Annotated in this window: 25 protein-coding genes; 2 read left to right on the top strand and 23 right to left on the bottom strand. The window is 64.1% G+C overall.

Going from position 1 to position 24,029, the window contains the following annotated elements; all coding sequences use genetic code 11:
* Positions 1-22 precede the first annotated feature (22 nt).
* Entirely contained in the window at positions 23-1,699 is a 1,677-nt protein-coding gene (gene leuA / locus EPK82_RS14690) for a 2-isopropylmalate synthase (RefSeq protein ID WP_037049566.1), read from the top strand.
* A 61-nt stretch (positions 1,700-1,760) separates the two neighbouring features.
* Here leuA and EPK82_RS14685 read toward each other — a convergent pair whose 3' ends face one another.
* The 23 genes from EPK82_RS14685 to trmJ all read right to left on the bottom strand — a co-directional run bounded on the left by EPK82_RS14685 (position 1,761) and on the right by trmJ (position 23,052).
* Positions 1,761-3,473: a GEVED domain-containing protein gene (locus EPK82_RS14685; protein WP_134677040.1), complete on the bottom strand. Its 1,713-nt coding sequence runs from the start codon at positions 3,471-3,473 to the stop codon at positions 1,761-1,763.
* A 210-nt stretch (positions 3,474-3,683) separates the two neighbouring features.
* Positions 3,684-4,139 (bottom strand): hypothetical protein, encoded by a 456-nt coding sequence (locus tag EPK82_RS14680; RefSeq protein ID WP_134677039.1) that lies wholly within the window; start codon positions 4,137-4,139, stop codon positions 3,684-3,686.
* 17 nt (positions 4,140-4,156) lie between these two features.
* Positions 4,157-4,939, bottom strand: a complete 783-nt coding sequence (locus EPK82_RS14675) for an amidohydrolase (protein WP_134677038.1) — start codon at positions 4,937-4,939, stop codon at positions 4,157-4,159.
* A gap of 97 nt (positions 4,940-5,036) precedes the next feature.
* Positions 5,037-6,185, bottom strand: a complete 1,149-nt coding sequence (locus EPK82_RS14670) for a pyridoxal phosphate-dependent aminotransferase (protein ID WP_134677037.1) — start codon at positions 6,183-6,185, stop codon at positions 5,037-5,039.
* A gap of 95 nt (positions 6,186-6,280) precedes the next feature.
* Complete coding sequence (gene der / locus EPK82_RS14665; protein WP_037049579.1) at positions 6,281-7,759, bottom strand: ribosome biogenesis GTPase Der; 1,479 nt, start codon at positions 7,757-7,759, stop codon at positions 6,281-6,283.
* A 110-nt stretch (positions 7,760-7,869) separates the two neighbouring features.
* Complete coding sequence (bamB, locus tag EPK82_RS14660) at positions 7,870-9,021, bottom strand: outer membrane protein assembly factor BamB (protein WP_037049581.1); 1,152 nt, start codon at positions 9,019-9,021, stop codon at positions 7,870-7,872.
* Positions 9,014-9,652, bottom strand: coding sequence for a tetratricopeptide repeat protein (locus EPK82_RS14655; RefSeq protein ID WP_037049583.1), 639 nt, complete (start codon positions 9,650-9,652; stop codon positions 9,014-9,016). Before EPK82_RS14655 ends, bamB begins: the two co-directional genes overlap by 8 nt.
* Before the next feature lie 32 nt (positions 9,653-9,684).
* The gene (gene hisS / locus EPK82_RS14650) at positions 9,685-10,974 is read right to left on the bottom strand and encodes a histidine--tRNA ligase (protein ID WP_037049586.1); all 1,290 of its coding nucleotides are present in this window, start codon (positions 10,972-10,974) and stop codon (positions 9,685-9,687) included.
* A gap of 161 nt (positions 10,975-11,135) precedes the next feature.
* Positions 11,136-12,248, bottom strand: a complete 1,113-nt coding sequence (gene ispG / locus EPK82_RS14645) for a flavodoxin-dependent (E)-4-hydroxy-3-methylbut-2-enyl-diphosphate synthase (protein ID WP_047587591.1) — start codon at positions 12,246-12,248, stop codon at positions 11,136-11,138.
* Between the two features lie 3 nt (positions 12,249-12,251).
* A complete protein-coding gene (locus EPK82_RS14640) occupies positions 12,252-13,244 on the bottom strand; it encodes a RodZ domain-containing protein (RefSeq protein WP_134677036.1) in 993 nt (330 codons plus the stop codon).
* Positions 13,241-14,002 carry a type IV pilus biogenesis/stability protein PilW gene (pilW, locus tag EPK82_RS14635; RefSeq protein ID WP_134677035.1) on the bottom strand — a complete coding sequence of 254 codons (762 nt, stop codon included), beginning with the start codon at positions 14,000-14,002 and terminating at the stop codon, positions 13,241-13,243. Before pilW ends, EPK82_RS14640 begins: the two co-directional genes overlap by 4 nt.
* A gap of 13 nt (positions 14,003-14,015) precedes the next feature.
* Entirely contained in the window at positions 14,016-15,164 is a 1,149-nt protein-coding gene (rlmN, locus tag EPK82_RS14630) for a 23S rRNA (adenine(2503)-C(2))-methyltransferase RlmN (protein ID WP_134677034.1), read from the bottom strand.
* Between the two features lie 28 nt (positions 15,165-15,192).
* On the bottom strand, positions 15,193-15,624 hold the full coding sequence (ndk, locus tag EPK82_RS14625; protein WP_037001951.1) for a nucleoside-diphosphate kinase: 432 nt from the start codon (positions 15,622-15,624) through the stop codon (positions 15,193-15,195).
* Between the two features lie 183 nt (positions 15,625-15,807).
* Entirely contained in the window at positions 15,808-16,008 is a 201-nt protein-coding gene (iscX, locus tag EPK82_RS14620; RefSeq protein WP_037049599.1) for a Fe-S cluster assembly protein IscX, read from the bottom strand.
* Between the two features lie 16 nt (positions 16,009-16,024).
* Positions 16,025-16,366 carry an ISC system 2Fe-2S type ferredoxin gene (fdx, locus tag EPK82_RS14615; RefSeq protein ID WP_037049601.1) on the bottom strand — a complete coding sequence of 114 codons (342 nt, stop codon included), beginning with the start codon at positions 16,364-16,366 and terminating at the stop codon, positions 16,025-16,027.
* A 3-nt stretch (positions 16,367-16,369) separates the two neighbouring features.
* Entirely contained in the window at positions 16,370-18,235 is a 1,866-nt protein-coding gene (hscA, locus tag EPK82_RS14610; RefSeq protein WP_134677033.1) for a Fe-S protein assembly chaperone HscA, read from the bottom strand.
* 45 nt (positions 18,236-18,280) lie between these two features.
* Positions 18,281-18,802, bottom strand: a complete 522-nt coding sequence (gene hscB, locus EPK82_RS14605; RefSeq protein ID WP_037049605.1) for a co-chaperone HscB — start codon at positions 18,800-18,802, stop codon at positions 18,281-18,283.
* A gap of 9 nt (positions 18,803-18,811) precedes the next feature.
* Positions 18,812-19,135 (bottom strand): iron-sulfur cluster assembly protein IscA, encoded by a 324-nt coding sequence (gene iscA / locus EPK82_RS14600; protein ID WP_021442761.1) that lies wholly within the window; start codon positions 19,133-19,135, stop codon positions 18,812-18,814.
* Between the two features lie 13 nt (positions 19,136-19,148).
* Entirely contained in the window at positions 19,149-19,535 is a 387-nt protein-coding gene (gene iscU, locus EPK82_RS14595) for a Fe-S cluster assembly scaffold IscU (protein ID WP_017362576.1), read from the bottom strand.
* 71 nt (positions 19,536-19,606) lie between these two features.
* On the bottom strand, positions 19,607-20,821 hold the full coding sequence (locus EPK82_RS14590) for an IscS subfamily cysteine desulfurase (protein ID WP_037049608.1): 1,215 nt from the start codon (positions 20,819-20,821) through the stop codon (positions 19,607-19,609).
* Between the two features lie 30 nt (positions 20,822-20,851).
* Positions 20,852-21,349: a Fe-S cluster assembly transcriptional regulator IscR gene (gene iscR, locus EPK82_RS14585; RefSeq protein ID WP_037049610.1), complete on the bottom strand. Its 498-nt coding sequence runs from the start codon at positions 21,347-21,349 to the stop codon at positions 20,852-20,854.
* A gap of 136 nt (positions 21,350-21,485) precedes the next feature.
* On the bottom strand, positions 21,486-22,271 hold the full coding sequence (cysE, locus tag EPK82_RS14580; protein WP_037049612.1) for a serine O-acetyltransferase: 786 nt from the start codon (positions 22,269-22,271) through the stop codon (positions 21,486-21,488).
* Positions 22,264-23,052, bottom strand: coding sequence for a tRNA (cytosine(32)/uridine(32)-2'-O)-methyltransferase TrmJ (trmJ, locus tag EPK82_RS14575; protein WP_080757017.1), 789 nt, complete (start codon positions 23,050-23,052; stop codon positions 22,264-22,266). Before trmJ ends, cysE begins: the two co-directional genes overlap by 8 nt.
* Positions 23,053-23,188: 136 nt before the next feature.
* Here trmJ and suhB point away from each other — a divergent pair, with 136 nt between their 5' ends.
* A complete protein-coding gene (suhB, locus tag EPK82_RS14570) occupies positions 23,189-24,004 on the top strand; it encodes a type III secretion system regulator SuhB (protein ID WP_047587606.1) in 816 nt (271 codons plus the stop codon).
* Positions 24,005-24,029: the final 25 nt, after the last annotated feature.

Below are 24,029 nucleotides of genomic sequence, written 5' to 3'. Positions count from 1 at the left end.
CGCCGAACCAAGGATTAGCCTCATGACCATGCTCAAAGATCCATCGAAGAAGTACCGCCCGTTCACCCAGATCCAGATCCCGGACCGCACCTGGCCGGACCAGATCATCGACAAGGCACCGATCTGGCTGTCGACCGACCTGCGTGATGGCAACCAGTCGCTGATCGAGCCGATGGACGCCGAGAAGAAGATGCGTTTCTTCAAGTGCCTGGTCGCCGTGGGCCTGAAGGAAATCGAAGTGGGCTTCCCGTCCGCCTCGCAAACCGACTTCGACTTCGTCCGCGAGCTGATCGAAGGCGGCCACATTCCCGATGACGTCACCATCCAGGTACTGACCCAGGCCCGTGACGACCTCATCGAACGCACCTTCGAGTCGCTCAAGGGCGCCAAGAAGGCCATCGTCCACTACTACAACGCCTGCGCGCCGAGCTTCCGCAAGATCGTCTTCAACCAGGACAAGGCGGGGGTGAAAGCCATCGCCGTCGCAGCCGGCAGCACCATCAAGCGCCTGGCCGACGCCGCGCCGGAAACCCAGTGGGGCTTCGAGTACTCGCCGGAGGTGTTCAGCAGCACCGAGATCGACTTCGCCGTCGAGGTGTGCAACGCGGTGATCGGTGTGTTCCAGCCGACCCCGGCGAACAAGCTGATCCTCAACCTGCCGGCCACCATCGAGTGCGCCACGCCGAACAACTACGCCGACCAGATCGAGTGGTTCGGCCGCCACGTCGACCGCCGCGACAGCGTGCTGATCAGCGTGCACACGCACAATGACCGTGGCACCGGCGTCGCCGCCTCGGAGCTGGCCGTCATGGCCGGCGCCGACCGCGTCGAAGGCTGCCTGTTCGGCAACGGCGAGCGGACCGGCAACGTCTGCCTGGTGACCCTGGCGCTGAACCTCTACACCCAGGGCATCGACCCTGAGCTGGACTTCTCCGACATCGACGCCGTGCGCAAGGTGGTGGAAGACTGCAACCAGATTCCGGTGCATCCGCGTCATCCGTACGTCGGCGACCTGGTGCACACCGCGTTCTCCGGCTCGCACCAGGACGCCATCCGCAAGGGCTTCGCCCAGCAGGACCCGGAAGCCGTCTGGGAAGTGCCGTACCTGCCGATCGACCCGGCCGACATCGGCCGCGACTACGAGGCGGTGATTCGCGTCAACAGCCAGTCCGGCAAGGGTGGTATCACCTTCCTGCTGGAGCAGGAATACGGCATCAACCTGCCGCGCCGCATGCAGATCGAATTCAGCCAGGTGGTACAGCGCGAGACCGATCGCCTGGGCCTGGAAATGACCGCTTCGCAGATCCACCAGTTGCTCGAGAGCGAGTACCTCAAGGCGACGTCGCCCTACGAGCTCAAGGGGCATCGCCTGCAGGAAGAGAATGGCGACAGCAGCGTCGAGCTGAAGGTCCAGGTCGACGGCCAGGAGCAGCGCTGGAATGGCTCGGGCAAGGGCCCGCTGGAAGCCCTGGTGTCGAGCCTGCCGCTGTCCGTGGAAATCATGGATTACCACGAGCACGCCATCGGCGCCGGAGCCAGTGCCAAGGCGGCCTCGTACATCGAGATTCGCCTGGACGGCCAGCGCCCGCTGCATGGCATCGGCATCGACGAGAACATCACCACCGCCAGCTTCCGTGCGCTGTTCAGCGCACTCAACCGCGCCGTCAAGCAGGCTGAACTGAAGACCGAAGCGGCCTGAAAGGCAGCAGACTGAAAAAAGAACCCCGCCGCTCGGCGGGGTTCTTCGTTTCAGCTGGGGCTCAGTAGCTGACCACCGGCGAGACGCGCTGGTAGCGGCCGTCGATATAAGCCTTCAGCCAGGAGCGGTAGCGTTTGCCCGCGCTGTAGGCGAAGTAGCGATAGCTCTGTTCGTTCTCCGCCAGGCGCTGCAGCACGATGCTGCCATCCTGCTCGATCACCCAGGTCAGCATGGCGTGTACGCCCCCGGTGCGCGTCAGGGTCTGGTTGGCATCCACCGTCAGTTGGTAGAGCGGCAGGTAGTCCTCGGCGGCCCGGCCATAACGCACCACGTTGGACACCCGCTGGTAGTAGCCATTCTGGAAGCGCTTCAGCCACACGCGGTAGCGTTTGGCGGGATCGAAGCGGTAGTAGGTGTAGGCCAGCTCGTTGGCCGCGTTACGCTCCAGAACGACATTGCCCTCCTCCTCGATCACCCAGGTCAGGGCATCACCGATGTTGCCGCTGCGGCTGACCTGGCGATTGTCGCCGATGCTCAGCTGATAGAGGTCCGTCAGCCCCGGCGAGAAGTACTCGGCATCGGAGACCTGCACCAGCTCGCCGCCAACGGCCTGCTCGATCCAGACCTTGTAGGCACGGCCCTGCTGGAACGGGTAGCGCAGTTCCGCAGCACCGCCGGTGGGCTGGCGCAGCACCTCGACACCGTCCTCGCGAATGACCCAGTTCAGAGGCTTGTCGGCAGGACCGTCATGCCGCAGCTGGAAGTCCGCCTCGACCTCCAGGTCGATGTAGCGCGCGGGAAAACCCTCGCGGAAGGCGAGCGGAACCGAGATGGCCTCGTCCTTGCCGCTCACGCTGGCTTCGGCCCAGACCTGGTAACGCTCGCCATGGTTGAAGGCGAACTGCAGCGGAACACCGGCCTGCGCTGGCTGACGCAGCGTCTCGCCGCCCTGTGCGGCGATCACCCAGTTGCCCTGGAACGCCGCCGACGAACTGATGCTGCCCTGATCGGCATTGCGGCTCAGCGCAACACGGTCAGTGACGCCGGGCTGGTAGGCCACGACATTCGAGACGGTCTTGTAGCCGCCGTCGATGAAGCTCTCCAGCCAGATCCGGTAGTGTTTGCCGACAGCATTGTTCCAATAGTGATCACGCAGGTTGCCGGCCGCGTTGCGCCCGAGGACGCGCTTGCCGTCCTCCTCGACCACCAGCGTCAGCTTGTCGCCCAGATCGCCGCTGCGGGACACCCAGAAACCGGGTTCCAGCGTGAGGCTGTAGGGCAGCGTCGGTTGTCCTGCGCCGTCTGGCAGCTTGACCAGGTAATCCTCGGTTTCGCCGTAGCCATAAGTCCCGCAGGGCTGCGCGGTAGCACCCCAGCGCATCTGTACCCGCATGCGGGTGGTACCGGCGCTGCCGGAAGGCACCGCGATGGGTGCGGAGACGACGGTGCTGCCCTGAGCGGCCAGCACCTTCTCGCTGGCCTCGAAACTGCCGTTCTGGTCGAAGTCGATCCAGGCCCCCCAGTTCTCGACGTACTGGGTGTTGCGGAAACCGGGACGGAGCTCCAGCCGGTCACCTTGCCCCGTCAGCTGGAAGGGAGGCTGACCCGTGGCGTTCAGGTAACCGCCATCGCTGCCGGACGTCTGGCTCGCGCCGTTGACGCTGACTCCGGCGATCCATTCACTGCCACTGTTACCCCGGCTGTCGCAGTACGTGGCTGCCATCAGCGGGCTCATCGCCAGGCAGGTGCCCAGCGCCATGAGTGTCTTGTACATTGTTTTCGCTCCTTGCGTTCATGTTGGGCAGGGAGCGACAGAGCTATCAGGGCCAAGCCTGTGCCCACTTCCATCCACGCGTCCCTGCGCCAGCAATGCTAGAGGCAAAAGCGAGCGGCCGTCCGGAATTTATTGGCGAATCGCCGCCATCCGCGATCGATCCGCATGCTGCAGAGGCGAACGCCCCGCACGGCACGGGGCGGACACGGATCAGACGTCCAGGATCATCAGCACGGCGAACAGCAGCGCCATCACGGCGATCGAGAAGAGCACGGCAATGCCTGCCGCCCGCCAGTTGGAGAGAAAGGTGCCACCAGCGGCGGCGTGCTGCTGGATATCGGCCTCGATCAGGTGCTTGGCCAGCATCACCATGCCCAGCAGCTGCCCGATGGCGAACGGCAGCGTGGGTACTTCTTCCGGCAATACGAAGGCCAGGGCCAGGGTCAGCGCCAGCAGGCACACGGCAACGCCCCAGACCATGGCGACACGGTCGGCCTTGCCCAGCAGCTGCAGGTTGTGCGCAAGCATCCAGGCACCGGCCAGCGGTGTGCCGAGAAAGGTGCCCAGCCCCACCGCGGCAATCCTGTACAGCGGCAGCGTCGAGGCAGAAGCCTGCTGCAGGTCCGCCTGTGGGGTCTGGAAGGGGTTGTCCTGCTGTACGTCCATGTCGTGTCGCTCCTGATTCAGTTCATGGTGAAGGCATCGGCATCCAGATGCGCCGGAAAACGCTCGCGATAGGCCGCCAGCGGCTCGGCCGCCAGGCGCTGGCGGAACACGCCATCGGCGGCGTTCGCCTGCAGCAGCGGCTCGCCCTGGAAGTCCAGCACCTGGGAGTCACCAGTATATCCATGCCCCTTGCCGTCCTCGCCGATCCGGTTCACAGCCGCGACATAGCACAGGTTTTCGATGGCCCGCGCCGGCAACAGGCGGTTCCAGTGCTGGCGGCGGGCAGCGGGCCAGTTGGCGGTGTAGAGCAGCAGGTCGGTGCCACCCGCGTCGCGGCTCCAGACCGGGAAGCGCAGGTCATAACAGACCAGCGGGCGGACACGCCAGCCCTTGAGCTCGAGCACGACCTGCTCGTCTCCGGCCTGGAAATGCTTGTGCTCGCCGGCCATGCGGAACAGGTGGCGCTTGTCGTAATGCGCCAGCGAACCATCCGCACGCGCCCAGAGCAGGCGATTGCGATAGCTGCCGTCGTCGGCCTGGATGATCAGGCTGCCGCAGATCACCGTATCGAGACGCTGCGCCTGCTCGCGCAGCCATGTGCTGCTGGGGCCATCCTCCGGTTCGGCCAGCGCTGCCGACTCCATCGAGAAGCCGGTGGTGAACATCTCCGGCAGGATCACCAGATCAGCGCCGCGCGCCTGCTCCAGCAGGGTCTGAAAGTGCTCGCGGTTGGCGGCCGGATCGTGCCAGGCCAGGGAGGTCTGGATCAGCGCCAGTTCGAGATCGGTTTTGTCGGTCATATCAAGGCCTCGGGGAAATCGGTAGCGCGCAGGGCGGATGTCGCGTTTCACACCCACCCCGCCTTGCTGGATCACGCGTCGCGGTGATCAGCCTGCATCACACCGCGCAGAGTTTCTCCGCCGCCTGGCGCAGGGTGTCCTCGCGCTTGGCGAAGCAGAAGCGCACCAGACGCAGATCCTGCGGTGCGGACTGGTAGAACACCGAGACCGGGATCGCCGCCACGCCATGCTCACGGGTCAGCCACTCGGCCATGGCGACGTCGTCCAGATCAGGACGGATAGCCCGGTAGTCGGCCAGCTGGAAGTAGGTGCCCGGCGCGCGGGTGAAGGTGAAACGCGAGCCGGCCAGCAGGTCGCAGAACAGGTCGCGCTTGGCCTGGTAGAACGCAGGCAGCTCCTCGACGTGCTCGGGGTGACTGGCCATGAAATCGGCAAGGCCATGCTGCAACGGCGTGACGCCACAGAAATTCACGTACTGGTGGATCTTGCGCAGCTCGGTGGTCAACGCAGGCGGCGCCACCACGTAGCCGGTCTTCCAGCCGGTGACGTGGTAGGTCTTGCCGAACGAGCTGACCACGAAGGCGCGCGCGTACAGCTCGTCGTGTGCCAGCACGCTGGCGTGCTGCACGCCGTCGAAGATCAGGTGCTCATAGACTTCGTCGCTGATCACATGGATATCGCGCTCGCGGATCAGCGCGGCCAAGCGGTCCAGGTCGCCGCGCGACAGCAGCGCGCCACTGGGATTGTGCGGCGAGTTGAGGAAGATCAGCCGGGTACGCGGGGTGATCGCATCGGCCAGGCGCTGCCAGTCCACGGCGAAATCCGCCAGGGCCAGCGGCACGTGCACGCAGCGACCGCCCGCCAGTTCCACGGAGGGCTCATAGCTGTCATAGCAGGGATCGAGGACGATGGCCTCGTCGCCCGGACGGATCAGCGCCTGCACCGCGCAGAAGATCGCCTCGGTGGCGCCGGGAGTGATGGTGATCTCGCTGTCGGCGTCCCGCTGCACGCCGTAGCTGCGCGCGATCTTCGCTGCCACCTGCTGGCGCAGGGCGGGCAGACCGGTCATCGGCGAATACTGATTGCGCCCTTCCAGGACATGGCGCGCCACTGCTTCACGCAGCGCCTGCGGCCCGTCGAAATCGGGAAAGCCCTGGGACAGGTTGATCGCCCCGGTATCCAGAGCAAGCTGAGACATGCGGGTGAAGATGGTGGTGCCGACGTTGGGCAGTTTGCTGGCGAGCATCGCGACTTCCTCGGGGAAAGCTGCAAGCTACAAGCTTCGAGCCGCAAGCAAAAGCGGCTCGGCTCCTCTTGTAGCTTGAGGCTTGCCGCTTATGACTATCGTCTCTTGTCCTTGCGCTTCTTCTCGGCCTTCTTGTGGTGGCTCATCAGGCGCCGCTTCTTGTTCACCTGGCGGTCGGTGAGCTTGTTCTTGTTGCCTTCGTACGGGTTGTCGCCGCCCTTGTACTCGATACGGATCGGCGTGCCGACCAGCTTGAGCACGCGGCGGAAGGTGTTCTCCAGGTAACGGGAGTAGGCGCGCGGGACCGCGTCGACCTGGTTACCGTGGATGACGATCAGCGGTGGGTTGGCACCACCCAGGTGGGCATAGCGCAGCTTGATCCGGCGACCGTTGACCAGGGGCGGCGCGTGGTCGCTGACGGCATCCTCGAGGATCTGCGTCAGGCGGCTGGTCGGCCAGCGGGTGATGGCCGACTTGAACGACGCCTGCACCGACTTGTACAGGTGGCCGACGCCAGTGCCGTGCAGTGCGGAAATGAAGTGGATGTCGGCGAAGTCGACGAAGAACAGCCGGCGCTCCAGCTCGGTCTTCACGTAGTCCTTCTGGCCCTGGTCCATGCCGTCCCATTTGTTCAGGGCGATGACCAGCGCACGACCGCTCTCCAGCACGAAGCCGAGCAGGTTGAGGTCGTGGTCGACCACCCCTTCGCGGGCGTCCATGACGAAGACCACGACGTTGGAGTCCTGGATCGCCTGCAGGGTCTTGACCACGGAGAACTTCTCCACGGCCTCGAAGATCTTGCCGCGACGACGCACGCCGGCGGTGTCGATCAGCGTGTACTTCTCGTCGTCACGCTCGAAGGGGATGTAGATGCTGTCGCGCGTGGTGCCGGCCTGGTCATAGACGATGACCCGCTCTTCGCCGAGCATGCGGTTGACCAGAGTCGACTTGCCGACGTTGGGGCGACCGATGATGGCCAGCTTGATGCCGTCCTTCTCGCTCGGGCCGGGGATGCGCTTGGCTTCCTGGCCTTCCAGCACTTCTTCCTCTTCTTCGGCGCCCTCTTCCGGCTCGCCGGCATCCTTGGGGAAGGCACCGAGCACCACTTCCAGCATCTGGGTGATGCCACGGCCATGGGCACCGGCGATCGCCAGCGGCTCGCCCAGGCCCATGGGACTGAACTCGGCGCGGGCCAGGTCGACGTCGAGGTTGTCGACCTTGTTCACCACCAGGAAGCTCTGCTTGTTACGCCGGCGCAGGTGCTCGCCGATCATCTGGTCGGAGGCGGTCATGCCGGCGCGCGCGTCCACCAGGAACAGCACGGCATCGGCTTCTTCGATCGCCTGCAGCGACTGCTCGGCCATCTTCGCGTCGATGCCTTCCTCGTCGCCGGAGATACCGCCGGTATCGATCACGATATAGGTGCGCCCCTGCCACTTCGCCTCGCCGTACTGGCGGTCGCGGGTCAGACCGGACAGGTCGCCGACGATGGCGTCGCGACTGCGGGTCAGGCGGTTGAAGAGTGTGGACTTGCCGACATTGGGCCGGCCCACCAGGGCAATTACGGGAACCATCAGGCTCTCCACTACGTTATTTCAGAAAATGCAAAGGCCGCTGCACGGGCAGCGGCCGGAATATTTTGCGCTGCTGCATCCAGACCCGGGCCTGGATGCAGCATAGTTGGTCACTTGATGGTCAGCGCTACCAATTTGCCGCTGTTGCCGAAGACATACAGCCAGTCACCCACCACCAGCGGACGCGTGCGCAGACCATCGCTGTCGATACGGGTACGACCCACGAAGCGACCATCGACCTGGCTCAGCAGGTGCAGATAGCCTTCGAAATCGCCCACGGCCACGTAGCTGGAAAACACTTGTGGCGCGGACAGCTCGCGGCGAGCCAGGGAATCGTTGCTCCACAGCGCCGAGGCACTGCGCTCGTCGATGCCTTCGACGGTGCCGTTGGCCAGGCTGACGTAGACGTTGCCGAAGCCCTGGGCGACACCAACCGAACTGGAGGCCTCGCGCTGCCACAGCACACGGCCGGAATCCAGGTCCATCGCCGCGACGCGGCCCTGGTAGCTCACCGCGTACACGGTGCCACCGGACAGCAGCAGGCCGCCGTCGATATCCACCACGCGCTCCAGCTCGGAACGACCTTGCGGGATGGCCACGCGCTGCTCCCAAACGGGCAGGCCACGCTGGGCGTCGACCGCCACCACCTTGCCGCTGGACAGACCCGCGACCACCAGGCGGTTGGTCACCAGCGGCGCGCCGGTGCCACGCAGCGTCAGCACCGCCGGGGTGTTCTCGACGATCCAGCGCTGATTGCCAGTGCTGGCATCGAACGCGATCAGGCGGTCATCCTGGGTCTGCACCACGACGATATCGCCGTTGCTCGCCGGGGCGGCCAGCACTTCGCTGGTCACACGCGAGCGCCACTGCTCCTCGCCATCGCTGGAGTCCAGGGCGATCACCTCACCCTTGAGCGTGCCCAGCAGCACCTGGCCATAACCGGCACCTATGGCACCGGAGACCGGGATGTCCAGCTTCTTGCGCCAGATGACCTTGCCACTGGTGCGGTCCATGGCCATGACCAGGCCTTCGACGTCGGCCGCGTAGATCACGTCGCCATCGATGGCCGGTACCAGCATGTTGAAGGTTTCGCCCTGGCCGTCACCGACGGAGCGGCTCCATTCGGTACGCAGTTCGACCTCGGTATCGAACTTGGTCAGCTCGGCGGGTGGCAGTTCCTTCTTGCTATTGCTGCTGCAACCCACGGCCAGAACGGCCAGAGCCAGCAGTGCGGCATTCTTCCAACGCATCACGTCACGCATCCCCTTTTGCCAGGTCGTCCAGCTTCATCTGCAGACCGCCAACGGCGGCGTCCTCGGCCAGCGCATCCTTGGCCTTCTGGTAGGCCGCGTGCGCGTCATCGCTGCGGCCCAGCTGGACCAGCAGATCACCCTTGAGCTCCTCGCGGCTGGCCAGGAACGCCTCGTCGACCTTGGCGTCGAGCAGCTTCAGCGCCTCGTCGACCTTGTCCTGGGCAGCCAGAACGCGTGCCATGCGCTGACGCGCCAGCTCGTCGAGGGTGGCGTCGGCCGGCTTGTCGAGCACGCGTTGCAGGGCAACGGCGGCGTCGTCGAGACGATCGGCCTCGACCGCGACCTTGGCGACGAACAGGCTGCCGTACTGCGCGTAATGGCTACCGCCGAACTCGCTGTCGAGCTTGCCGGACAGTTCGGCCACCTTGCCTGCATCAGGCTTGCCGGCCGGATCCAGCGCAGTTTCCAGCAGTTGCTGATACAGCGCGGAGGCACTCTGCGCCTGGTTGGTCTGGTACTTCTGCCAACCCTGCCAGCCGAGCACGGCTACCAGCGCGAGTACGCCGCCGGTCAGCAACGGTTTGCCGTTGCGATTCCACCAGTCCTTGATTTGCGCGATCTGTTCGTCTTCGGTCTGCATGTCTAACCCCGTACTCCTAATCGAGAGCCTGCTCAGGCCTGTTGCTGGCAGGCAGCCAGATGCTCGGCCAGAGCATCCCAGGCAACGCTTTGTTGTTCACTGTCGTCGCGCAGCGGCTTGCAACCTACCACGCGCCCTGCCAATTCGTCGTCCCCCAGAATCAGCGCATAGCGCGCGCCGCTCTTGTCAGCCTTCTTGAACTGGCTCTTGAAGCTGCCGCCGCCACTGTTGAGCAGCAGGCGCAGCGCCGGCAACTCATCGCGCAGGCGCTCGACCAGGGTCAGTGCAGCCAGCTCGGCCGCCTCGCCAAAGGCGCAGACGTAGACGTCGGCGGCACGGTTCAGCTCGGCCGGCAACAATTCGAGGGTTTCCAGCAGCAGCACCAGGCGCTCGACGCCCATGGCGAAGCCGACCCCCGGCGTCGCCTTGCCACCCAATTGGGAAACCAGGCCGTCATAACGACCACCGGCGCATACCGTGCCCTGGGCACCGAGCTTGTCGGTCACCCACTCGAACACGGTGCGGTTGTAGTAATCCAGGCCGCGGACCAGCTTGTGATTGATCTCGTAGCGGATGCCGGCGGCATCCAGGCGCGCCCTGACGCCGTCGAAGTGCAGGCGCGACTCCTCATCGAGGTAGTCGCCCAGGGTCGGTGCACCGACCAGAACGGCCTGGGTCGCCTCGTTCTTGCTGTCGAGGATGCGCAGCGGGTTGGTGGTCAGACGGCGCTGGCTGTCTTCGTCCAGTTGCTCGAAACGCTCCTGCAGGTAAGCGACCAGCGCGTCGCGGTAGGCCGCACGCGCCTCGCTGGAACCCAGGCTGTTGAGCTGCAGGGTCACCGCATCGGCCAGGCCGAGTTTCTTCCACAGGCGCCAGGTCAGCACGATCAGTTCGGCATCGACGTCCGGCCCCGGCAGGTTGAAAGCCTCCACGCCAACCTGGTGGAACTGGCGATAACGGCCCTTCTGCGGCTTCTCGTAACGGAACATCGGGCCGGCGTACCACAGTTTCTGCACCTGGCCACCACCGGACAGACCATGCTCGAGCACGGCACGCACGCAACCGGCAGTGCCCTCCGGACGCAGGGTCAGGGACTCCTCGTTGCGGTCGCGGAAGGTGTACATCTCCTTGTCGACCACATCGGTGCCCTCGCCGATACCGCGCGCGAACAGCTCGGTGTACTCGACGATGGGCAGGCGGATTTCCTTGTAGCCGTAGCCGTCGAGCAGGTCGACCAGGGTGTTCTCCAGGTAGCGCCAGGCAGGCGTCTGCTCCGGCAGGATGTCGTTCATGCCACGAATGGCTTGCAGAGATTTGCTCACAAATAATCCTTAAACCTGCTCTCGACACTGCTGCACTTGCTGATGCAGCGTCAAAAACAGGCTCAAAATGCTCATTTACAGTCGTAAACTGCGCTTCTTCGCCCGTATTTTCCTTGCCTGGCCCACGCTCGCGATGTGCTCGACGCGCAGGCTGGCCGGTTTCAGCCGCGAACGATCACGGCAGCATCGGCGGCGACCTTCTCGGCCGCCTTGTCGCGAATGAGCTTTTCCAGCTCATCCACCAGATTCTCGTTGGTCAGCTTCGACGCCGGCTTGCCGTCGATGTAGACCAGGTTGTTCGGGCTGCCACCAGTGAGGCCGATATGCGCCTCCTTGGCTTCGCCTGGACCATTGACCACGCAACCGATCACGGCGACGTCGAGCGGCACCAGCAGGTCCTCGACGCGGCTTTCCAGCTCGTTCATGGTCTTGACCACATCGAAGTTCTGCCGCGAGCAGCTCGGGCAGGCGATGAAGTTGATGCCACGCGAACGCAGGCGCAGGGACTTGAGGATATCGAAACCGACCTTGATCTCTTCCACCGGATCGGCGGCCAGAGAAATGCGGATGGTATCGCCAATGCCATCGGCCAGCAGCATGCCCAGGCCGACGGCCGACTTCACGGTACCGGAGCGCAGGCCACCGGCTTCGGTGATGCCCAGGTGCAGCGGCTGCTCGATCTGCTTGGCCAGCAAGCGATAGGCCTCGACCGCCATGAACACGTCGGACGCCTTCACGCTGACCTTGAAGTCGGGGAAGTTCAGGCGGTCCAGGTGTTCGACATGGCGCAACGCCGACTCGACCAGCGCTTCCGGGGTCGGTTCGCCGTACTTCTTCTGCAGGTCCTTTTCCAGCGAACCGGCGTTGACGCCGATGCGGATCGGAATGCCCTTGTCGCGCGCCGCCTCGACCACCGCCTTGACGCGGTCCTCGCGGCCGATGTTGCCGGGGTTGATACGCAGGCAGTCGACGCCCAGCTCAGCCACGCGCAGGGCGATCTGGTAGTCGAAGTGAATGTCGGCCACCAGCGGTACGCGCACCTGCTGCTTGATCAGGCCGAAAGCCTCGGCAGCGTCCATGTCAGGCACGGAAACCCGCACGATGTCGGCGCCAGCATCTTCCAGGCGACGAATCTGCGCCACGGTGGCGGCGACATCATTGGTGTCGGTATTGGTCATGCTCTGCACCGCGATCGGCGCATCGCCGCCCACCGGTACCGAGCCCACCCAGATCTTGCGTGACAGACGACGCTTGATCGGCGATTCGCAATGCATGCTTTACAACCCCAGTTTCAGGCGCGCGGTTTCGCCAGTCATGTGCGGCGCAACGTCCACGCTTTCGCCGTTGTAAGTCACCTGGGCTCCGCGAGCGAAACCCAGACGCAGCTCCATCGGAGCCTTGCCGGTCAGTTCGATGCGCTCGCCGCTGCGCTTCAGCGCGCTGACCAGCACCTTGCCGTCGGCATCGGTCACCTGCGCCCAGCAGTCGGCGGTGAAGCGCACGTTGAGCGCACCCTGCCCGGCGGAGACGGCAATCGGAGCAGCGGGTTCAACGGCGGCAGGCGCCTGCGCCTCGCTGCTCGCCAGCGGGGCATCGCCCGCGCCTGCAGCGCTCGGTGTGTCGGCGACGACCGCGCTCGCTGCGCCTGTCTCGTTGGTGGATTGATCAGTGGCACCGGCGCTTTCCGGCTCATCGCCCGGCTCGACCGGCAACAGCAGCGGGCTGCTCTGCTGGTCGCCCTGGGCCAGGATCACGGCCTGGTCTTCCGGCTCGGCCAGAGAATGCACCTGGGTGGTGCCATCGGCCCCCTCCACCTCGACATGCTCGATGCCGACGTCAGCCAGGCTGGCGACCGGACGCCCCTGATCCTGCCACCAGAGGAAACCGGCGCCGATCAGCGCCAGCAGCAGCAGGAAGCTCACCAGGCGCAGGATGCTCTGCGAATAACGCACCGGTTCCTCGATACGCCCCAGGGCATGCACGCTGCTGCCCGTGGCATCGGTTCCGGTGAACTGGTCGAACTCGAGCACCAGACGGTTCTGGTCGAGTTCCAGCAGCTTGGCGTAGGCACGAATGTAACCACGGGCAAACGTGGTGCCGGGCAGCTTGTCGAAGGCACCCGCTTCGATCTGGGCGAGACGCTGCTGGGTCAGGTTGAGCTGGGAGGCCACCTCGGCAACGCTCCAGCCCTTGACTTCACGGGCCTGGCGCAGGCTTTCGCCCGGATTGTTCGACATGGACTGGGTCACTTCGCTATGGGCCGCTTTCATCGTTGCCCCGAAACATATTGCTGGTATTCCTTGGACGCCGGATACAGGCGGCGCAACTGCAGGCCCAGGCTGGCGGCCCGGTCGCGGTCCTCGAACACTTCGGCCAGACGAGCACCGAGCAGCAGGCTGCGCGCGTTCTGCGGCGCCATTGCGCTGTAGCTGTCGTAGTAGCTACGGGCCGGGACATACTCCTTGTCCTCGTAGGACATCGCGGCCATCTCCAGCAGCGAGCGAGGCTGACGGCTGCTCAGGCGCAACGAGCGCTGGAAGTATTCCTTGGCCTCCTCTCGCCGCCCCAGTTGCAGAGCGGTCAGGCCGAGGTTCTCGAAGACCCTGGAGCGTTCCGGGTAGAGATTGTCCTCGGTGGCCTTGAGATAGGTGTCCATGGCTTCCTGGTAACGCTTCTGCTCGAACAGGAAACCACCGTAGTTGTTCAACAGGCGAGCGTCTGCCGGACGCTGGGACAGCGCCTTGCGATAGTGCTCGTCCGCCAGCTTGGGTTCCATTTCCAGCTGGAACGCCATGCCCAGCGCCGCATGCGCATCGGCATCCGACGGGTTTAGTTCCAGTGCGCTCTTCAACGGCACCTTGGCCAGCTGGGTATCACCCTGCTGGATATAGGCGACCCCCAGCTGCACATAGGCGGCTCGCGCCTCTTCACGCCCTTTTGTCGTACTCATGGGGTCAACGTGGCCGGTGGTCACGCAACCACCCAGCAGACTGACGACTAGCAACAACAGCGCAGGGCGCAAGGTCATGGACATCCTCTCTTCAATTTCGATTGGCGGCATTGCGCGGCTCTTGAGCCTCGCTGCCCAGCTGGCGCACGGCGATGTAACGCTCGCTGCGCCGAGTACGGTCCATGACCTGGCCCACCAGCTGGCCGCAGGCGGCATCGATATCGTCACCACGGGTGGTGCGTACCGTGACGTTATGGTCAGCCTTGTGCAACAGGTCCTGGAAGCGGCGAATGGCGTTATTGCTCGGCCGCTCGTACCCCGAGAAGGGGAAGGGATTAAACGGAATCAGGTTGATCTTGCAAGGAACATCGGCAAGAAGTGCGATCATCTGCTCAGCATGCTCGGGCTGATCGTTGACACCTTTGAGCAGGGTGTACTCGATGGTCAGCACGCGCTTCTCACCCAGTTTGGAGATATAACGCTTGCACGCGGCCAGCAGCATCTCCAGGGGATACTTCTTGTTGATCGGCACCAGCTGGTTGCGCAGCTCGTCGTTCGGCGCATGCAGCGACAGCGCCAGCGACACGTCGATCACTTCGGCCAGCTTGTCGATCATCGGCACCACGCCGGAGGTAGACAGCGTCACCTTGCGCTTGGAAATGCCGTAGCCGAGGTCATCCATCATGATCTGCATGGCGGAGACGACGTTGTCGAAGTTCAGCAGCGGCTCGCCCATGCCCATCATCACCACGTTGGTGATGGCACGGTCGATCTTGGCCGGCACGCTGCCGAAGGATTTGCTGGCGATCCACACCTGGCCGATGATCTCGGCGCTGGTCAGGTCGCTGTTGAAACCTTGCTTGCCGGTGGAGCAGAAGCTGCAATCCAGGGCACAGCCGGCCTGCGACGACACGCACAGGGTGCCGCGGCCATTCTGCGGGATGTACACGGTTTCCACGCAGCTGCCCGACGCCACACGCACCACCCACTTGCGCGTGCCATCGGCGGAAATGTTTTCGCTGACCACTTCAGGGCCGCGAATCTCGGCAGAGGCCTCGAGCTTTTCGCGCAAGGCCTTGCCGACATTGGTCATGGCGGCGAAATCATCGACGCCAAAGTGGTGAATCCACTTCATCACCTGGCCGGCACGAAAGCGCTTCTCGCCGATGGACTCGAAGAACTGTTCCATTTCCGGCTGGGTCAGGCCCAGCAGGTTGATCTTGCCGGTGGTATTGGTCATGGCTTCACCCTCGCATCATTCGCTTCGATCAGCGAATGCGCGCGCACTGCTCGGTAGCGGAGAAGAAGTAAGCGATCTCGCGAGCGGCAGAAGCTTCGGAATCCGAACCGTGAACAGCGTTCTCGTCGATGGAAACGGCGAAGTCAGCACGGATGGTGCCGGCAGCCGCTTCTTTCGGGTTGGTGGCGCCCATCAGCTCGCGGTTCTTCAGGACGGCGTCTTCGCCTTCCAGAACCTGGACGATGACCGGACCGGAGGTCATGAAGGCAACCAGATCCTTGAAGAAGCCGCGCTCGCTGTGCTCAGCGTAGAAACCGGCAGCTTCGCGCTCGGACAGTTGCAGCATCTTCGAAGCGACAACGCGCAGGCCGGCCTTTTCGAAACGGGTGGTGATCTCACCGATGACGTTCTTGGCAACGGCGTCAGGCTTGATGATGGAGAAAGTACGTTGAACAGCCATGTGAAGCTCCAGAAACTTTAGGGTTAAAGCGAAAAATTAAACCCGCGAATTATACGCGGGTTCTGAGATGGCAGCCACAGGCGACTCGCCTCCAGCTGCAAGTAAACGCTACGAGATGAAGCTCCGCGACCGGCAGACGACCGGGAACTGCGGTTTCACGCCCCGCAGGCGAGCGGCGTCGCGCTACTCGGCCTCTTCGATCCAGGCAGCCTGGATCGCCTCGAGGACCTTCTCGCCGCCCCGCTGCGGATCATCGGAGAACTGCGGCAACTCCACGACCCAGCGGTGCAGATCGACGAAGTTCACGTAACGCGGATCGACATCCGGCTTCTGCTCGCTCAGCTCGATGGCGATATCCAGCACATCAACCCATTTCAGACTCATGCTCATGTTTCCTGGGTCAATGCGGCGCTTCGGCCGCGTGGTTCAGCGAATACTTGGGAATCTCGACGGTGAGGTCTTCCTCGCCGACGATGGCCTGACAGGCCAGACGCGACTGCGCCTCGAGCCCCCAGGCCTTGTCCAGGTAATCCTCTTCCAACTCGTCAGCCTCGTTCAGCGAGTCGAAACCCTCGCGCACGATGCAGTGGCAGGTGGTGCAGGCACACACGCCGCCACAGGCGCTTTCCATTTCGATATGGTGCTCATGGGCCAGCTCGAGGATGGAGACGCCAGGCTCGGCCTCGACCACCAGGCCATCCGGGCAGAACCTTTCATGGGGCAGAAAAATCACCTGCGGCATCAGTTATTCCTCGATCTCATTCAAATTGCGCCCGGCCAGCGCGGCTTTAACCGTTGAATCCAGGCGCCGCGCGGCAAACGCATCCGTGACCTGCGACAGGCGCTTGGTCTGCCGCTCGATGGCCGGACCATCGCTACCCGCGAGCAGATCGCGCAGCTCCTGCACTTGCAACTCGATGACCTCGCGCTCCTCGGCATCCAGCAGACGCTCGCCGTCGGCCTCCAGCGCAGCTTCCACGGCCTCGATCAGGCGCTGGGCGTCGACCTGCTGCTCGCGCAGCGCACGCGCAGCCTTGTCACCCCCGGCATTCTGGAAGGAATCCTGCAGCATGCGTGCGATCTCGCCATCGGTCAGGCCATAGGACGGCTTGACCTGAATGCTCGCCTCGACGCCCGAGCCCAGCTCACGCGCCGCGACACTGAGCAGACCATCGGCATCGACCTGGAAGGTCACGCGGATCTTGGCCGCCCCGGCCACCATCGGCGGGATGCCACGCAACTCGAAACGCGCCAGGGAGCGGCAATCGGCGATCAGCTCGCGCTCACCCTGCAGCACGTGAATCATCATGGCCGTCTGGCCATCCTTGTAGGTGGTGAAGTCCTGCGCCCGCGCCACCGGAATGGTGGTGTTGCGCGGAATCAGTTTCTCCATCAGGCCGCCCATGGTCTCTAGACCGAGCGACAGCGGAATCACATCGAGCAGCAGCAGCTCCTCGCCATCGCCACGCTGATTGCCGGCCAACGTGTCGGCCTGTATGGCGGCACCGATGGCCACCACCTGATCCGGATCGATATTGGTCAGCGGCGTGCGCCCGAACAGCTCGCCAACTGCTTCGCGCACCCGCGGCACACGGGTGGAGCCACCGACCATCACCACCGCACTGACGCCCTCCAGCTCGACGCCGGAATCACGCAGCGCACGCCGGCAGGCCTTGAGGCTGCGCGCGACCATGGGCTCGATCAGCGCCTCGAACTGCGCCCGCGACAGCGAGCCACGCCATTCGGCGAAACTCAGCTCGACCGTCTCGGCGTCGGTCAGCGCCTCTTTCGCGGCACAGGCGGCCTGCAGCAGACCTCGCTGCGTGGCCGGGTCGAGGTCACTGGACAGCCCGGCCTGCTGGATGATCCAGTCAGCCAGGGCGTGGTCGAAATCATCGCCGCCCAGGGCACTGTCGCCGCCCGTGGCCAGCACCTCGAACACCCCACCGGTGAGGCGCAGAATGGACACATCGAACGTGCCGCCACCCAGGTCATAGATGGCGACCACACCCTCGGCCTTCTGATCCAGGCCATAGGCAACCGCAGCGGCAGTGGGCTCGTTGAGCAGGCGCAGGACGTTGAGACCGGCGACTCGCGCCGCATCCTTGGTCGCCTGACGCTGGGCATCATCGAAATAGGCCGGCACGGTGATCACCGCGCCGACCAGTTCGCCACCCAGGGTCTGCTCCGCGCGCAGGCGCAGGGTCTTGAGAATTTCGGCCGAGACTTCGACGGGGCTCTTCGCGCCCTGCACCGTCTCGATGAAGGGCATGTGCGACTCGCCCGCAGCGAAGCGGTATGGCAGCTGCTCGCCGAGCTGGTGCACATCGGCGACGCCGCGCCCCATCAGGCGCTTGACCGACAGCACGGTGTTGAAGGGGTCACTGGCAGCCGCCTGCTTGGCTGATTCGCCCACCTCGACATGATCCGGGTGGTAGCGCACCGCCGAAGGCAGGATGACCCCGCCCTCATCGTCCGCCAGAGGCTCGGCCAGACCACTGCGTACAGCGGCGACCAGCGAATTGGTGGTGCCCAGGTCGATGCCCACCGCCAGCCTGCGCTGGTGCGGTTGCGGGCTCTGTCCTGGCTCGGCGATCTGCAATAAGGCCATGGTCTTCTTGAAATCATCAGGCGGATTGCCGAGGCAACCCACAGGTTAATCGTCGAGGCGCTCTTCTAGTTGGCGCACTTCATGAGAGAGCTTGTCGAGAAACTGCATCCGGCGCATCAGGCGTTCGGCTTCCTCGCGGCGAGCCTCATCGTCCCAGCATTCGGCGAAGCGCTCGTTGAGCTGCTCCTGCGCAGTTTTCAGGCGCCGCTTGAAGACGGCGACACCGGCAAGGTCGGCGTCGTCCTGCAACTCCTCCAGCTCTTCGCGCAGCTGCATCTGCTGCAGCAGGAAGTCCGGATCCTGCACCGTCACTTCCAGCGGCAGCTCGGGGCCGCGCATGGCCAGCAGGTAGCGCGCACGCTGCGAGGGCGTCTTGAGGACCTGATAGGCCTCGTTGAGGCAGGCGGAACGCTCAAGCGCCAGGCGCTGCTCACGCTCGCCAGCGTCGGCGAACCGATCGGGATGCACCTGGCGCGCCAGCTCGCGGTAACGCGCAGCCAGCTGCTCCAGGTCGAGGCGAAAGCTCGGCTGCAGGTCGAACAGGGCGAAATGACAAGGATTACCCACGCGAGCGCCTCAAACGTTGAAGCTCTCGCCGCAGCCACACTCGCCGCGCACGTTGGGGTTGTTGAACTTGAAGCCCTCGTTGAGGCCTTCCTTGACGAAGTCCAGTTCGGTGCCGTCGAGATAGACCAGGCTCTTGGGGTCGATGATCACCTTGACGCCGTGACTCTCGAAAACCTGGTCCTCGGCCGCCAGCTCATCGACGAACTCGAGAACATAGGCCAGGCCGGAACACCCGGTAGTGCGCACACCGAGGCGAATGCCCTCGCCCTTGCCGCGCCCATCCAGGGAGCGCTGCACGTGGCGGGCAGCTGCTTCAGACATGGTGATGGCCATTGCAAACCTCGTATCAGAGCAAGCCTTTCTTCTGCTTGTAATCGCGCACGGCCGCCTTGATGGCGTCCTCGGCGAGCACGGAGCAGTGGATCTTCACCGGCGGCAGCGCCAGTTCTTCGGCCAGCTGGGTATTCTTGATGCTTTCCGCTTCGTCGAGGGTCTTGCCCTTCATCCACTCGGTGGCGAGGGAGCTGGAAGCGATCGCCGAGCCGCAGCCGTAGGTCTTGAACTTGGCGTCTTCGATGACGCCGCTCTCGCTGACCTTGATCTGCAGGCGCATCACGTCGCCGCAGGCCGGCGCACCGACCATGCCGGTGCCGACGTCCGGGTCCTCGGCATTCAGCTTGCCGACGTTGCGCGGGTTTTCGTAGTGGTCGATGACCTTGTCACTGTATGCCATGTTGTACTTCCTCTCTCATCAGGTACCGCTCTCCGGCGGAGCGCCCAGCGAACGATCCGCCTCGGCAGCTATCAGTGTGCTGCCCATTCCACGGAGGAAAGGTCGACACCTTCTTTGAACATATCCCACAGGGGCGACAGCTCGCGCAGCTTGTCCACGGCTTCGCGGACCTTGGCGGCGGCATAGTCGACCTCTTCCTCGGTCGTGAAACGGCCGAAGGTGAAGCGAATCGAGCTGTGCGCCAGCTCGTCGTTACGACCCAGGGCACGCAGCACGTAGGAAGGCTCCAGCGAAGCCGAAGTGCAGGCCGAGCCGGACGATACGGCCAGGTCCTTGAGCGCCATGATCAGCGACTCGCCCTCGACGTAGTTGAAACTCAGGTTCAGGTTGTGCGGCACGCGCTCGGTCAGGCTGCCGTTGACGTACAGCTCTTCCATGTCTTCGAGCTGGCTGTAGAAGCGGTCGCGCAAGGCGCTGATGCGCTGGTTCTCGGCAGCCATCTCCTGTTTGGCGATACGGAAGGCTTCGCCCATGCCGACGCACTGGTGCGTGGCCAGGGTGCCGGAGCGCATGCCGCGCTCGTGGCCACCGCCATGGGTCTGCGCTTCCAGACGCACACGCGGCTTGCGGCGCACGTACAGGGCACCGACGCCTTTCGGGCCGTAGGTCTTGTGCGCGGAGAAGGACATCAGGTCGACCTTCATCTTCTCCAGATCGATGTCCACCTTGCCGGTGGACTGCGCCGCATCGACGTGCAGCAGCACGCCACGGGAGCGAGTCAGCTCGCCGATGGCCGCGATGTCGTTGATGGTGCCGATCTCGTTGTTGACGTGCATCAGGGAAACCAGGGTGGTGTCCTCACGCAGCACGGCCTCGACCATCGCCGGCGTGATCAGGCCGTCTTCGCCCGGCTCCAGGTAGGTCACTTCGAAACCTTCGCGCTCGAGCTGGCGGGTGGTGTCCAGCACCGCCTTGTGCTCGATCTTCGAGGTGATGATGTGCTTGCCCTTGCTGCTGTAGAAGTGCGCGACGCCCTTGATGGCAAGGTTGTCGGACTCGGTGGCGCCACTGGTCCAGACGATCTCGCGCGGGTCGGCATTGACCAGCTCGGCGACCTGACGACGAGCGTTTTCCACGGCTTCCTCGGCTTTCCAGCCGAACACGTGAGAGCGCGAAGCCGGGTTACCGAAGTTACCGTCGACCAGCAGACACTCGCTCATCTTCTGCGCTACGCGCGGATCGACCGGCGTAGTAGCGGAATAATCGAGGTAGATCGGCAATTTCATTGGGTTTCTCCTATCAGGCAAACGCCCTGCTCATTCGATGGCAGACGCTTCAATCTTATCCAGATGCGGTGCAGTGCCTCTGCCGGAGCAGCGACGCTGATCCTGACGCAACGCGACTTCCTGCACCTCATGGCGTGCGACCAGATCAGCCAGGCTGATGCCGCTGAGGAATTCGTGAATCTGCTGACTGAGATCGCACCACAGATGGTGAGTCAGGCAGGTATCGCCGGCGTGGCAGTCGCCCTGCCCCTGGCAACGCGTCGCGTCGACGGACTCGTTGACCGCGTCGATCACCTGCGCCACCTGGATGCCACGCATGTCGCGCGACAACTGGTAGCCGCCACCCGGCCCGCGCACGCTGGACACCAGGCTGCCACGGCGCAGCTTGGCGAACAGTTGCTCGAGATAGGACAGGGAGATGCCCTGCCGCTCGGAGATGTCGGCCAGGGAAACGGGACCGTGCTGTGCGTGCAACGCCAGATCAAGCATGGCGGTAACGGCGTAACGGCCTTTGGTGGTCAGTCGCATGGCTCTACCACGAATCACTGAATTGCAGCGGAGTATGCGATTCCCGAGTATTTAAGTCAACTATAAGACCTATTGATTTACTCGGGATTGACCGCAAAAAGAGGCGGCATGATAGCAAATGCCGCCCCCTGGTGCATCACGCAGCGGGCTTGTCGCTTGCCTGCTGGTCCTTGCAGACGTCGGCGAAGTCTTCATCGCGCAGCGTCGGCAGATCCTTGCCGCAGTAATCGCTGCCAAGCGCCGTCAGGGCCTTGCACATGCCCTCGAGACGCCCGTCGACGGCGTGCAGGTGATCGAGCAGCTGGCCGATGGCACGCGCCACCGGGTCCGGCATGTCCTGCCCCACACCGTAGGCATCGAAGCCGATCTTCTCGGCCATGGCCTGGCGCTTGGCCTCCTGCTCGCCGTCGGACTTGACGATGATCTTGCCCGGAATACCGACCGCCGTGGCACCGGCAGGCACCGCCTTGGTCACCACCGCGTTGGAGCCGATCTTGGCACCGGCACCGACAGTGAACGGGCCGAGCACCTTGGCCCCCGCACCGACCACGACACCATCTTCCAGGGTCGGATGGCGCTTGCCCTTGTTCCAGCTGGTGCCACCCAGGGTCACGCCCTGATACAGCGTCACGTCGTTACCGATCTCGGCAGTCTCGCCAATGACGATGCCCATGCCGTGATCGATGAAGAAGCGCCGCCCGATCCTGGCCCCGGGATGAATCTCGATACCGGTCAACCAGCGCCCAAAGTTGGACACCACGCGCGCCGGCCACTTCCACCCCGAACGCCAGAGCGAATGCGCGGCACGATGCAGCCAGACGGCATGCAGCCCGGGGTAGCAGGTCACGACCTCGAAGGTATTGCGCGCGGCCGGATCACGGTGAAATACGCTCTGGATATCTTCTCGCATGCGTTCAAACATCAGATTTCCCCTGCTTGTGAGGCTCTCCGCGCACGGCTTTCTCGGTCTCGGTGAGAATGCCGCGCAGGATATTCATTTCCAACTTGCTCACCGCACTGCGCCCATAGAGGCGACGCAGGCGAGTCATCAGGTGCCGGGGCTTCTGCGGATCGAGGAAGCCGATCATCACCAGCACGCGACGCAGATGACCGTAGAAGGACTCCAGTTCATCCGCAGTCGCCGCCTGGGAGTTGAGCACCGCCGTGGTCTCCAGCTTCTCCACCTTGGTCGGCAGATTCTGCGCCGTGAGCCAGGCCATCCGCACTTCGTAGACCAGCACCTGAACCGCCGCCGCCAGGTTCAGCGAGCTGAACTCCGGGTTCGACGGGATATGCACGTGATATTGACATCGCTGCAGCTCTTCGTTGGTCAGCCCGGCATATTCGCGACCGAACACCAACGCGACTTCGCCGCCGCCTGCGGCCTGCTCGCAACTGGTCACACCGCACTCGCGCGGATCGAGCAGCGGCCAGGGAATGCGCCGATCACGCGCACTGGTGCCGATCACCAGGCTGCAGCCGACCAGCGCCTCTTCCAGCGTACCGACCACCTGCGCGGCATCGAGCACATCGGTGGCCCCGGAGGCTCGCGCGACCGCATCACCACTGGGGAAATCCACGGGATCGACCAGCACCAGACGCGACAGGCCCATGTTTTTCATCGCCCGCGCAGCGCCGCCGATGTTGCCCGGATGACTGGTGTTGACCAAAACCACGCGAATATTTTCCAGCAACGCAGGCACTCTCAGTGAAGACAAGGGGGCAACGATCTTACCCAAGCCCTCAGATTAATGCCATGCAGCATACAGACGGCGCTTCATCGACAAAGGTTTTCTGCTAACATGGCCGGCTTTCTTTAACGCCCCAGGTGAACCTCCCATGCAGCCCATGCTGAATATCGCCCTGCGCGCCGCTCGCAGCGCCGGTGAAATGATCTTTCGCTCCATCGAGCGCCTGGATGTCATCTCGGTCGACGAGAAGGATGCCAAGGATTACGTCACCGAGGTCGACAAGGCCGCTGAACTGATGATCGTTCAGGCCATTCGCAAGGCCTACCCGACCCACAGCTTCCTGGGCGAGGAAGGCGGCGTGCTGGAAGGTAGCGGCGAAGGCGCCGACTATCAGTGGATCATCGACCCGCTGGACGGCACCACCAACTTCATCCGTGGCGTGCCGCACTTCGCCATCAGCATTGCCTGCAAATACCGCGGCCGCCTCGAGCACGCCATCGTCCTCGACCCGGTACGCCAGGAAGAATTCACCGCCAGCCGTGGCCGTGGCGCCGCCCTCAACGGCCGCCGCCTGCGCGTCAGCAACCGCAAGAGCCTCGACGGCGCCCTGCTCGGCACCGGCTTCCCGTTCCGCGATGGCCAGCTGGACCACCTGGACAACTACCTGAACATGTTCCGCAGCCTGACCGGCCAGACCGCCGGCATCCGCCGCGCCGGCGCCGCCAGCCTGGACCTGGCCTACGTCGCCGCCGGCCGCTTCGATGCCTTCTGGGAGTTCGGCCTGTCCGAGTGGGACATGGCAGCAGGCGCCCTGCTGATCCAGGAAGCAGGCGGCCTGGTCAGCGACTTCAGCGGCGGCCACGACTTCCTCGAGAAGGGCCAGATCGTCGCCGGCAACACCAAGTGCTTCAAGGCCGTGCTGACCGCCATTCAGCCGCACCTGGCGCCCTCGATGAAGCGCTGAGTTTCAGCTGCGCAATAAAAAACGC

Source organism: Ectopseudomonas khazarica (assembly GCF_004521985.1).
Taxonomy (GTDB): domain Bacteria; phylum Pseudomonadota; class Gammaproteobacteria; order Pseudomonadales; family Pseudomonadaceae; genus Aquipseudomonas; species Aquipseudomonas khazarica.
This window is presented reverse-complemented; position numbering and strand designations above follow the sequence as displayed.